Annotated in this window: 5 protein-coding genes, 2 tRNA genes and 4 rRNA genes; 9 read left to right on the plus strand and 2 right to left on the minus strand. The window is 54.9% G+C overall.

Translation table 11 applies throughout. The features are described 5' to 3' along the window. Together ACZ5M5_RS00760 and ACZ5M5_RS00765 are read right to left on the minus strand one after the other, a co-directional pair. Positions 1 to 1,122 (minus strand): Re/Si-specific NAD(P)(+) transhydrogenase subunit alpha, encoded by a 1,122-nt coding sequence (locus ACZ5M5_RS00760; protein ID WP_060739788.1) that lies wholly within the window; start codon positions 1,120 to 1,122, stop codon positions 1 to 3. A 434-nt stretch (positions 1,123 to 1,556) separates the two neighbouring features. Beyond that, the gene (locus tag ACZ5M5_RS00765; RefSeq protein ID WP_060739787.1) at positions 1,557 to 2,453 is read right to left on the minus strand and encodes a LysR family transcriptional regulator; all 897 of its coding nucleotides are present in this window, start codon (positions 2,451 to 2,453) and stop codon (positions 1,557 to 1,559) included. Between the two features lie 156 nt (positions 2,454 to 2,609). Here ACZ5M5_RS00765 and ACZ5M5_RS00770 point away from each other — a divergent pair, with 156 nt between their 5' ends. The 9 genes from ACZ5M5_RS00770 to ACZ5M5_RS00810 all read left to right on the plus strand — a co-directional run bounded on the left by ACZ5M5_RS00770 (position 2,610) and on the right by ACZ5M5_RS00810 (position 11,930). Beyond that, entirely contained in the window at positions 2,610 to 3,791 is a 1,182-nt protein-coding gene (locus ACZ5M5_RS00770) for an acyl-CoA dehydrogenase (protein ID WP_014335919.1), read from the plus strand. Positions 3,792 to 3,804: 13 nt separating this feature from the next. Next, entirely contained in the window at positions 3,805 to 5,025 is a 1,221-nt protein-coding gene (locus ACZ5M5_RS00775) for a CaiB/BaiF CoA transferase family protein (protein WP_060739786.1), read from the plus strand. A gap of 629 nt (positions 5,026 to 5,654) precedes the next feature. Then, a 16S ribosomal RNA gene (locus ACZ5M5_RS00780) occupies positions 5,655 to 7,191 on the plus strand. Between the two features lie 123 nt (positions 7,192 to 7,314). Then, a tRNA-Ile gene (locus ACZ5M5_RS00785) sits at positions 7,315 to 7,391 on the plus strand. 10 nt (positions 7,392 to 7,401) lie between these two features. After that, positions 7,402 to 7,477, plus strand: a tRNA-Ala gene (locus ACZ5M5_RS00790). 241 nt (positions 7,478 to 7,718) lie between these two features. Further along, positions 7,719 to 10,610 (plus strand): 23S ribosomal RNA (locus tag ACZ5M5_RS00795). 170 nt (positions 10,611 to 10,780) lie between these two features. Next, positions 10,781 to 10,896: ribosomal RNA gene (gene rrf / locus ACZ5M5_RS00800) — 5S ribosomal RNA — on the plus strand. A 107-nt stretch (positions 10,897 to 11,003) separates the two neighbouring features. Continuing rightward, positions 11,004 to 11,119 (plus strand): 5S ribosomal RNA (gene rrf, locus ACZ5M5_RS00805). The 16S, 23S and 5S rRNA genes sit together here with 2 tRNA genes alongside, the layout of an rRNA operon. A 175-nt stretch (positions 11,120 to 11,294) precedes the next feature. After that, positions 11,295 to 11,930 (plus strand): hypothetical protein, encoded by a 636-nt coding sequence (locus tag ACZ5M5_RS00810; protein WP_060739785.1) that lies wholly within the window; start codon positions 11,295 to 11,297, stop codon positions 11,928 to 11,930. The last annotated feature ends 86 nt before the right edge of the window (positions 11,931 to 12,016 follow it).

Here is a 12,016-nt window from a genome sequence, read left to right on the forward strand (position 1 = left end):
TTAGGCGTTTTTGCGGATGACTTGGCCGTCGCGGCACATCAGGCACGCGGCGACGATGTCGTCTTCCAGGTTCACGTCGAACTGACCTTCCTTGGTGAAGACCAGCTTCAGGAAGTCCAGCAGGTTACGGGCATACAGCGCCGACGCGTCGGCTGCGACTTCGCCGGCCAGGTTGGTCGGGCCGCAAATGGTCACGCCATTCTCGATCACGACCTGATCAGCCACGGTCAGCGGGCAGTTACCACCCTGGGCTGCCGCGAGGTCGATGACCACCGAGCCGGGTTTCATCTGCGCGACGGTTTCGGCACTCAGCAACGTCGGTGCCTTGCGGCCCGGAATCAATGCGGTGGTGATGACGATGTCAGCCTGTTTGGCGCGCTCGTGCACGGCTTGGGCCTGGCGTTGCATCCAGCTGGCCGGCATCGGCCGGGCGTAACCGCCGACGCCGACGGCGCACTCGCGCTCTTCGTCGGTCTCGTAAGGCACATCGACGAACTTCGCGCCGAGGGACTCGATTTGCTCCTTGACCGCCGGGCGCACATCCGAAGCCTCGATCACCGCGCCCAGGCGCTTGGCCGTGGCAATCGCCTGCAACCCGGCCACGCCCGCACCGAGAATCAGCACGCGCGCCGCTTTCACGGTACCCGCGGCAGTCATCAGCATCGGCATGAAGCGCGGATAGTAATGGGCGGCCAGCAACACGGCTTTGTAACCGGCGATGTTCGCTTGAGACGACAGCACATCCAGGCTCTGGGCTCGGGAAGTGCGTGGCGCGGCCTCAAGGGCGAAAGCGGTAATGCCGCACTCGGCCAGCTTGGCGATGGTTTCGTTGTTGAACGGATTGAGCATGCCCACCAGAACGGTGCCGCTCTTGATCAGCGTCAGTTCGCTGTCGCTGGGAGCCACCACCTTGAGGATCAGCTCGGCCCCGAATGCATCACTGGCGCTGCCAATGGTTGCGCCCGCTGCCTCATAGGCACTGTCGATAACGCTGGCCTTGATACCGGCGCCGCTTTGAACAGTGACTTTATGGCCTTGGCCGATCAACTTCTTGATGGTTTCCGGGGTAGCAGCAACCCGTGTTTCACCCGTTTGGGTTTCGAGGGGAACACCAATGTGCACGTCAAATCTCCTGCGTGATCTTATTGAGTAAACCCAGGCACTTCGGATGGTGCGGCTGGGGCGGCCGATCAGCACGGTCCCACCAAACCAGGCGGGGCGCGGCATTTTGCAGGCGAAAATTCAGCCCTTCAAGAGATTATGACGGGTGACGGAAAATTAACTACAAGTCACCCTGTGACCGAATGTCGCGATTATCGATCGGCAGCCCTTGTGGGCCGTGCTTTCCAAGGATTCAGGTTCAAATTGACAATTTTTCCCATCGGCCAGATGAATAAGCGCTGATGCGTTGCGTGATATGGCTCGAAGCCATGTATTTAGACGCTTTGGAGACTACTGCACGGGCTTGATAACAGATTGACTGAATGCGACATAAACTTATATCTGTAGCGACTTCTGTTAGTTTACTACCTAAGTCAGTTTTTGTTTTTTTCTTATTAATCAAGAAGATAGTTGTCGGCTTGTTTCACGAGCCAGTCACGAAAAGCCCGAAGGGAGGCGGATTCGACTTTTCGCTCCGGAATCATCAGGTAGTAGGCCTTGATGCTCGACAGCGCATTACGGTTGGCCACGACCAGTCGTTTCTCTGCCAGTTCGCGTTGAATCAAAAAGGGCGGAATCAGCGCGATACCCATGTCGTGCATAGCCGCTTGGGCGAGCATGGAGAATAGTTCATAACGCGGCCCTGTCAGGTCTCGCGCAATATTCAGGTTCTGGGCGTTGAACCACTGGCGCCACGCATATGGACGAGTGGTCTGCTGGAGCAAGGGCAGTTCGGCGATTTCCTCTGGTGTCAGGCCCTTGCGACCGTCTAGCAAGGCGGGGCTGCATACAGGCATCGGATTTTCGCCCATCAGCTTGTGGGATTCGGTACCGGACCAGTCCGCATCGCCAAAATAGATGGCGGCATCAAACTCCGTATCGGCAAAGAGAAAGGGGCGCGTGCGGTTGGTCAGGTTGACGGTGACTTCCGGGTGCTGCTGCTGGAAGTCCTTGAGGCGTGGCAGCAACCATTGGGTGCCGAAGGTCGGAACCACGGCCAGTTCGATCACGTTCGCACCGGTGTGCCCCATCACTGAAAGTGTGTCGCGCTCGACGGCATCCAGTTGGGTGGCAACGCGTCGGCTGTAGGAAAGACCTGCTTCGGTCAGTTTGACGCCGCGGCGCGAGCGTCGGAAAAGCTCCACGCTGAGGAAGTCCTCCAGGCTGGCGATCTGTCGGCAGATAGCGCCTTGCGTGAGAGAAAGCTCCTGCGCCGCCTTGGTAAAGCTTTCATGGCGCGCGGCAGCCTCGAAACTGACCAGGGCGGCGGTGCTGGGGATTTTACGACGCATGTACGTAAGTCTCACTCAATAACTGTGTAAACGGGGTTAATGGCGTTTACGGAGTGAGAAATTAGCACAGGTTAGTGCGTAATCCTCGTTTGCCCTTGTAGGAAACCGCGCCTAGGATCAATCCACGATTTTCATTTAATTGGCGAGGACTCTTTCATGGCCGGTAAAGCGAGCTTCAACTGGATCGATCCGTTGTTGCTGGATCAGCAGCTCACCGAAGAAGAACGCATGATTCGCGACACTGCCGAGCAGTTTGCCCAGCAGAAGCTCGCCCCGCGAGTGCTGGAAGCGTTCCGTCATGAGAAAACCGACCCGGCGATTTTCCGCGAGATGGGTGAAGTCGGCCTGCTGGGGGCAACCATTCCTGAACAGTACGGCGGCAGTGGGTTGAACTACGTCAGCTATGGCCTGATCGCTCGTGAGGTAGAACGGGTCGATTCCGGTTATCGCTCGATGATGAGCGTGCAATCCTCGCTGGTCATGGTGCCGATCAACGAATTCGGGACTGAGGCGCAGAAACAGAAGTATTTGCCGAAGCTGGCGTCGGGTGAATGGATCGGCTGCTTTGGTCTGACTGAGCCGAACCATGGTTCCGACCCGGGTGCGATGATCACTCGTGCGCGCAAAGTGGAAGGCGGCTACAGCCTGACGGGCAGCAAGATGTGGATCACCAACAGCCCGATCGCTGACGTATTTGTCGTCTGGGGCAAGGACGATGCCGGTGATATCCGCGGCTTCGTTCTCGAAAAAGGCTGGAAGGGGCTGAGTGCGCCGGCCATTCATGGCAAGGTCGGGCTGCGCGCCTCAATCACTGGCGAAATCGTCATGGACAACGTATTCGTTCCGGAAGAGAACATCTTCCCGGATGTCCGTGGCCTGAAAGGCCCGTTTACTTGTCTGAACTCGGCACGCTACGGCATCTCCTGGGGCGCCTTGGGAGCGGCCGAATTCTGCTGGCATACCGCACGCCAGTACACGCTGGACCGCCAGCAGTTTGGTCGCCCGCTCGCTGCGAATCAGTTGATCCAGAAGAAACTGGCCGATATGCAGACTGAAATCACGCTGGCCCTGCAGGGATGCCTGCGTCTGGGGCGTATGAAAGACGAGGGCACGGCGGCGGTCGAGATTACCTCGATCATGAAGCGCAACTCCTGCGGCAAGTCCCTGGATATTGCCCGCATGGCGCGGGACATGCTGGGCGGCAACGGTATTTCCGATGAGTTCGGCATCGCGCGTCATCTGGTGAATCTGGAAGTCGTGAACACCTATGAAGGCACGCACGATGTGCATGCGCTGATTTTGGGGCGTGCGCAAACCGGTATCCAGGCGTTCTACTAATAGGAGAACGGTCATGGGCGCGCTTTCGCATCTGCGGGTATTGGATTTATCGAGGGTATTGGCCGGGCCTTGGGCCGGACAGATCCTGGCGGACCTGGGGGCTGATGTCATCAAGGTCGAGCGTCCCGGCAATGGTGACGATACGCGCGCCTGGGGGCCGCCCTTCCTGAAGGATGCCCGAGGCGAGAACACGACCGAGGCCGCTTATTATCTTTCAGCCAATCGCAACAAGCAGTCGGTGACCATCGACTTCACGCGGCCAGAGGGGCAGCGGCTGGTGCGAGAGCTGGCAGCCAAGTCCGACATCCTGATCGAGAACTTCAAGGTGGGCGGCCTGGCGGCGTATGGCTTGGACTATGACTCGCTAAAGGCGATCAATCCGCAATTGATCTATTGCTCGATAACCGGGTTTGGCCAGACCGGCCCTTATGCCAAGCGCGCCGGGTATGACTTCATGATTCAGGGACTGGGGGGCTTGATGAGCCTGACCGGTCGCCCTGAGGGCGATGAGGGTGCGGGGCCGGTGAAGGTAGGGGTCGCGTTGACGGACATCCTCACGGGGCTGTATTCGACCGCTGCCATTCTGGCGGCGTTGGCCCACCGTGATCATGTCGGCGGCGGGCAGCACATCGATATGGCCCTGCTGGATGTTCAAGTGGCTTGCCTGGCCAACCAGGCGATGAACTACCTGACCACGGGCAATGCGCCGAAGCGTTTGGGTAATGCTCATCCGAATATCGTGCCTTATCAGGATTTTCCGACGGCGGATGGCGATTTCATCCTGACGGTGGGTAATGACGGCCAGTTCCGAAAGTTCGCTGAGGTTGCCGGTCAACCGCAGTGGGCTGATGATCCGCGTTTTGCCACTAACAAGGTGCGGGTGGCGAACCGGGCAGTGTTGATTCCGTTGATTCGCCAGGCGACGGTGTTCAAGACCACCGCTGAATGGGTGACTCAGTTGGAGCAGGCGGGTGTGCCGTGTGGGCCTATCAACGACCTGGCCCAGGTGTTTGCCGATCCTCAGGTACAGGCTCGTGGGTTGGCGATGGAATTGCCTCACCTGCTGGCGGGTAAAGTGCCGCAGGTGGCCAGTCCGATTCGACTGTCCGAGACGCCAGTGGAGTATCGCAATGCGCCTCCTTTATTAGGAGAGCATACGTTGGAGGTGCTGCAGCGAGTGTTGGGGTTGGACGAGGCTGCGGTGATGGCGTTCAGAGAGGCTGGGGTGCTGTGAGTCTTCTCTTCTATATAGAGGAGCGTGTTAAAGGGCAAAAGCGGCAGGTTTGCCGGTGCTGCGCAACTTATTGATAGAAAAGCGAAATTAAGGGTTGACGGCAGATTCTGGACGTCTATAATTCGCCCCACTTCCGGCGCAGTCGAAACGGAAAACTCCTTGAGATTCAACGAGTTAAGTAGGTTTCGAAGGTGTAGGGCTTCAGTTCATCGAAGTCCGGAAGGAGCAGGTAGGGCGGTGTTGTTTGGCTCTATATGCGGTTCGATCTTCTCGGTCGAAAGCGGTGAAAAAGAGGTGTTGACAGCAGCGAGTAACGCTGTAGAATTCGCCTCCCGCTAACGAGAGATCGGAAGCGCAAGTGGTTGAAGTTGAAAAGGAAACTTTGAAAACTTCTGAAAATAACCGCTTGACAGATACACGGGGCGCTGTAGAATGCGCGCCTCGGTTGAGACGAAAGGCTCAGCCAACCGCTCTTTAACAACTGAATCAAGCAATTCGTGTGGGTGCTTGTGGAGTCAGACTGCTAGTCAATAGATTATCAGCATCACAAGTTACTCCGCGAGAAATCAAAGATGTAACCAACGATTGCTGAGCCAAGTTTAGGGTTTTCTCAAAACCCAAAGATGTTTGAACTGAAGAGTTTGATCATGGCTCAGATTGAACGCTGGCGGCAGGCCTAACACATGCAAGTCGAGCGGTAGAGAGGTGCTTGCACCTCTTGAGAGCGGCGGACGGGTGAGTAATGCCTAGGAATCTGCCTGGTAGTGGGGGATAACGCTCGGAAACGGACGCTAATACCGCATACGTCCTACGGGAGAAAGCAGGGGACCTTCGGGCCTTGCGCTATCAGATGAGCCTAGGTCGGATTAGCTAGTTGGTGAGGTAATGGCTCACCAAGGCGACGATCCGTAACTGGTCTGAGAGGATGATCAGTCACACTGGAACTGAGACACGGTCCAGACTCCTACGGGAGGCAGCAGTGGGGAATATTGGACAATGGGCGAAAGCCTGATCCAGCCATGCCGCGTGTGTGAAGAAGGTCTTCGGATTGTAAAGCACTTTAAGTTGGGAGGAAGGGCATTAACCTAATACGTTAGTGTTTTGACGTTACCGACAGAATAAGCACCGGCTAACTCTGTGCCAGCAGCCGCGGTAATACAGAGGGTGCAAGCGTTAATCGGAATTACTGGGCGTAAAGCGCGCGTAGGTGGTTCGTTAAGTTGGATGTGAAAGCCCCGGGCTCAACCTGGGAACTGCATTCAAAACTGTCGAGCTAGAGTATGGTAGAGGGTGGTGGAATTTCCTGTGTAGCGGTGAAATGCGTAGATATAGGAAGGAACACCAGTGGCGAAGGCGACCACCTGGACTGATACTGACACTGAGGTGCGAAAGCGTGGGGAGCAAACAGGATTAGATACCCTGGTAGTCCACGCCGTAAACGATGTCAACTAGCCGTTGGGAGCCTTGAGCTCTTAGTGGCGCAGCTAACGCATTAAGTTGACCGCCTGGGGAGTACGGCCGCAAGGTTAAAACTCAAATGAATTGACGGGGGCCCGCACAAGCGGTGGAGCATGTGGTTTAATTCGAAGCAACGCGAAGAACCTTACCAGGCCTTGACATCCAATGAACTTTCCAGAGATGGATTGGTGCCTTCGGGAACATTGAGACAGGTGCTGCATGGCTGTCGTCAGCTCGTGTCGTGAGATGTTGGGTTAAGTCCCGTAACGAGCGCAACCCTTGTCCTTAGTTACCAGCACGTTATGGTGGGCACTCTAAGGAGACTGCCGGTGACAAACCGGAGGAAGGTGGGGATGACGTCAAGTCATCATGGCCCTTACGGCCTGGGCTACACACGTGCTACAATGGTCGGTACAGAGGGTTGCCAAGCCGCGAGGTGGAGCTAATCCCACAAAACCGATCGTAGTCCGGATCGCAGTCTGCAACTCGACTGCGTGAAGTCGGAATCGCTAGTAATCGCGAATCAGAATGTCGCGGTGAATACGTTCCCGGGCCTTGTACACACCGCCCGTCACACCATGGGAGTGGGTTGCACCAGAAGTAGCTAGTCTAACCTTCGGGGGGACGGTTACCACGGTGTGATTCATGACTGGGGTGAAGTCGTAACAAGGTAGCCGTAGGGGAACCTGCGGCTGGATCACCTCCTTAATCGACGACCGCAGCTGCTCCATGAGCTCCCACACGAATTGCTTGATTCATTGAAGAAGACGATAGAAGCAGCTTTAAGCTCCAAGCTGATAGCTCACAGCTAACAGTTACAAGCTCGAAATTGGGTCTGTAGCTCAGTTGGTTAGAGCGCACCCCTGATAAGGGTGAGGTCGGCAGTTCGAATCTGCCCAGACCCACCAATTTTGTAATGGGGCCATAGCTCAGCTGGGAGAGCGCCTGCCTTGCACGCAGGAGGTCAGCGGTTCGATCCCGCTTGGCTCCACCATAAACTGCTTCTGAAAGCTTAGAAATGAGCATTCCATCAAGGTGATGGTGAATGTTGATTTCTAGTCTTTTGATTAGATCGTTCTTTAAAAATTTGGGTATGTGATAGAAAGATAGACTGAACGTTACTTTCACTGGTAACGGATCAGGCTAAGGTAAAATTTGTGAGTTGCTCTTTGAGCAAGATCGAATTTTCGGCGAATGTCGTCTTCACAGTATAACCAGATTGCTTGGGGTTATATGGTCAAGTGAAGAAGCGCATACGGTGGATGCCTTGGCAGTCAGAGGCGATGAAAGACGTGGTAGCCTGCGAAAAGCTTCGGGGAGTCGGCAAACAGACTGTGATCCGGAGATGTCTGAATGGGGGAACCCAGCCATCATAAGATGGTTATCTTGTACTGAATACATAGGTGCAAGAAGCGAACCAGGGGAACTGAAACATCTAAGTACCCTGAGGAAAAGAAATCAACCGAGATTCCCTTAGTAGTGGCGAGCGAACGGGGACTAGCCCTTAAGCTTCTTTGATTTTAGCGGAACGCTCTGGAAAGTGCGGCCATAGTGGGTGATAGCCCTGTACGCGAAAGGATCTTAGAAGTGAAATCGAGTAGGACGGAGCACGAGAAACTTTGTCTGAATATGGGGGGACCATCCTCCAAGGCTAAATACTACTGACTGACCGATAGTGAACTAGTACCGTGAGGGAAAGGCGAAAAGAACCCCGGAGAGGGGAGTGAAATAGATCCTGAAACCGTATGCGTACAAGCAGTGGGAGCCCACTTTGTTGGGTGACTGCGTACCTTTTGTATAATGGGTCAGCGACTTATTTTCAGTGGCGAGCTTAACCGAATAGGGGAGGCGTAGCGAAAGCGAGTCTTAATAGGGCGTCTAGTCGCTGGGAATAGACCCGAAACCGGGCGATCTATCCATGGGCAGGTTGAAGGTTAGGTAACACTGACTGGAGGACCGAACCGACTACCGTTGAAAAGTTAGCGGATGACCTGTGGATCGGAGTGAAAGGCTAATCAAGCTCGGAGATAGCTGGTTCTCCTCGAAAGCTATTTAGGTAGCGCCTCATGTATCACTGTAGGGGGTAGAGCACTGTTTCGGCTAGGGGGTCATCCCGACTTACCAAACCGATGCAAACTCCGAATACCTACAAGTGCCGAGCATGGGAGACACACGGCGGGTGCTAACGTCCGTCGTGAAAAGGGAAACAACCCAGACCGTCAGCTAAGGTCCCAAAGTTATGGTTAAGTGGGAAACGATGTGGGAAGGCTTAGACAGCTAGGAGGTTGGCTTAGAAGCAGCCACCCTTTAAAGAAAGCGTAATAGCTCACTAGTCGAGTCGGCCTGCGCGGAAGATGTAACGGGGCTCAAACCATACACCGAAGCTACGGGTATCACGTAAGTGATGCGGTAGAGGAGCGTTCTGTAAGCCTGTGAAGGTGAGTTGAGAAGCTTGCTGGAGGTATCAGAAGTGCGAATGCTGACATGAGTAACGACAATGGGTGTGAAAAACACCCACGCCGAAAGACCAAGGTTTCCTGCGCAACGTTAATCGACGCAGGGTTAGTCGGTCCCTAAGGCGAGGCTGAAAAGCGTAGTCGATGGAAAACAGGTTAATATTCCTGTACTTCTGGTTATTGCGATGGAGGGACGGAGAAGGCTAGGCCAGCTTGGCGTTGGTTGTCCAAGTTTAAGGTGGTAGGCTGGAATCTTAGGTAAATCCGGGATTCTAAGGCCGAGAGCTGATGACGAGTTACCCTTTGGGTGACGAAGTGGTTGATGCCATGCTTCCAAGAAAAGCTTCTAAGCTTCAGGTAACCAGGAACCGTACCCCAAACCGACACAGGTGGTTGGGTAGAGAATACCAAGGCGCTTGAGAGAACTCGGGTGAAGGAACTAGGCAAAATGGCACCGTAACTTCGGGAGAAGGTGCGCCGGTGAGGGTGAAGCACTTGCTGCGTAAGCCCACGCCGGTCGAAGATACCAGGCCGCTGCGACTGTTTATTAAAAACACAGCACTCTGCAAACACGAAAGTGGACGTATAGGGTGTGACGCCTGCCCGGTGCCGGAAGGTTAATTGATGGGGTTAGCTAACGCGAAGCTCTTGATCGAAGCCCCGGTAAACGGCGGCCGTAACTATAACGGTCCTAAGGTAGCGAAATTCCTTGTCGGGTAAGTTCCGACCTGCACGAATGGCGTAACGATGGCGGCGCTGTCTCCACCCGAGACTCAGTGAAATTGAAATCGCTGTGAAGATGCAGTGTATCCGCGGCTAGACGGAAAGACCCCGTGAACCTTTACTATAGCTTTGCACTGGACTTTGAATTTGCTTGTGTAGGATAGGTGGGAGGCTTTGAAGCGTGGACGCCAGTTCGCGTGGAGCCATCCTTGAAATACCACCCTGGCAACTTTGAGGTTCTAACTCAGGTCCGTTATCCGGATCGAGGACAGTGTATGGTGGGTAGTTTGACTGGGGCGGTCTCCTCCTAAAGAGTAACGGAGGAGTACGAAGGTGCGCTCAGACCGGTCGGAAATCGGTCGTAGAGTATAAAGGCAAAAGCGCGCTTGACTGCGAGACAGACACGTCGAGCAGGTACGAAAGTAGGTCTTAGTGATCCGGTGGTTCTGTATGGAAGGGCCATCGCTCAACGGATAAAAGGTACTCCGGGGATAACAGGCTGATACCGCCCAAGAGTTCATATCGACGGCGGTGTTTGGCACCTCGATGTCGGCTCATCACATCCTGGGGCTGAAGCCGGTCCCAAGGGTATGGCTGTTCGCCATTTAAAGTGGTACGCGAGCTGGGTTTAGAACGTCGTGAGACAGTTCGGTCCCTATCTGCCGTGGACGTTTGAGATTTGAGAGGGGCTGCTCCTAGTACGAGAGGACCGGAGTGGACGAACCTCTGGTGTTCCGGTTGTCACGCCAGTGGCATTGCCGGGTAGCTATGTTCGGAAAAGATAACCGCTGAAAGCATCTAAGCGGGAAACTTGCCTCAAGATGAGATCTCACTGGGACCTTGAGTCCCCTGAAGGGCCGTCGAAGACTACGACGTTGATAGGCAGGGTGTGTAAGCGCTGTGAGGCGTTGAGCTAACCTGTACTAATTGCCCGTGAGGCTTGACCATATAACACCCAAGCAATTTGTAAACTCCAAGCCCCAGGGCGAACGAGACCAGATTGCGGTGTGTGAAGACGAAACGAACCGAAAGTTCGCGAAACTCGATTGCAACACACAAACTATCGCATACCCATTCGCTGGAACGTGACCGCAAGGCACGCGCTGGCTACCGAATTTCTTGACGACCATAGAGCATTGGAACCACCTGATCCCATCCCGAACTCAGAAGTGAAACGATGCATCGCCGATGGTAGTGTGGGGTTTCCCCATGTGAGAGTAGGTCATCGTCAAGATTAAATTCCGAAACCCCTATCTGCTGATGCAGGTAGGGGTTTTGTTTTTAGTAGAGATTATCGATTTTACCGACACGTTGTTGTTGAACGGGTCGGACACAGAATTTCTTGACGACCATAGAGCATTGGAACCACCTGATCCCATCCCGAACTCAGCAGTGAAACGATGCATCGCCGATGGTAGTGTGGGGTTTCCCCATGTGAGAGTAGGTCATCGTCAAGATTGAATTCCCAGAACCCCTGTCTGCCTCCGCAGACAGGGGTTTTGTCGTTTTGGGCCAGTAATCGGATCGAGCCTCTGATGCCCCGGCAAACCCCCATGCCGTTGCTATGCTGTGAGAGTCGGGCTCTGGCGACCAAGAGGGCCCACGACGTCACTGGTCATGGGGATTCCAATAATGAAAAACCCTTATGCTCCCGGCTTTTGGTGCGCCACCGCAGCATTGCTGCTGCTTTCGGCCACTTATTTCTATGGCGTCATGCTCACTCATCAAATCGACAAGGCGCTGCTGTTCCTCGATAGCGCGGCAGCGTTGATTGGCGTGATATCCATCGCAATCGTGGCCTGGGCTTCGCTTCAGGGCCAACGCATCAAGAAAAAACACCTCGAGCAAGGCAAGACCCTGGTGCTGATTTGGGACACCAAGGTAGCGTTGCGCCGCGTAGAAACGGTGTTTGACCGTTATTTCTGGGGCAGTTACTGGCAGCCTGGCCGCACATTCCAGGAGGTCATGGGCGAGCTCACCGGTACCCCGCTGGAAAAAAGCCTGGAAGCCCTGAAAGTCCAGTGTGCGGCATTGGACAAGCAGGTCACCCAGGACGGCTGGCACTGGCTCAACAACGCCCGTGAATTGTGCGACGTGGCTAACGCCATGGCCCGGGAGCGCTATCAACTGGACTTTTGCGATTCGCGCGCAGAGTCATCGGGTGCGGCGGTGATCAATCGCGATTTCGAAGTGCTGGTGTACACCTGGACGGCCCGCCTCAAGACTTTCGACCATCAGCTCGATGAGATCGAAGTCCAATATTCGTAGACCACCTCTCAAGAAAACGTTTTTACCCCTATAAACATTGGGCCCGCAGGGGTGCCTGATGGTAATCTCCCCTCCTCTTTGCGGCG

This window comes from Pseudomonas sp. Van50 (genome assembly GCF_055390755.1).

Excerpts from the sequence above, each read along its gene's own strand:
- ACZ5M5_RS00810 (WP_060739785.1), top strand. The coding sequence starts at position 11,295 with ATGAAAAACCCTTATGCTCCCGGCTTTTGGTGCGCCACCGCAGCATTG.
- ACZ5M5_RS00775 (WP_060739786.1), top strand. The coding sequence starts at position 3,805 with ATGGGCGCGCTTTCGCATCTGCGGGTATTGGATTTATCGAGGGTATTG.
- ACZ5M5_RS00765 (WP_060739787.1), bottom strand. The coding sequence starts at position 2,453 with ATGCGTCGTAAAATCCCCAGCACCGCCGCCCTGGTCAGTTTCGAGGCT.
- ACZ5M5_RS00770 (WP_014335919.1), top strand. The coding sequence starts at position 2,610 with ATGGCCGGTAAAGCGAGCTTCAACTGGATCGATCCGTTGTTGCTGGAT.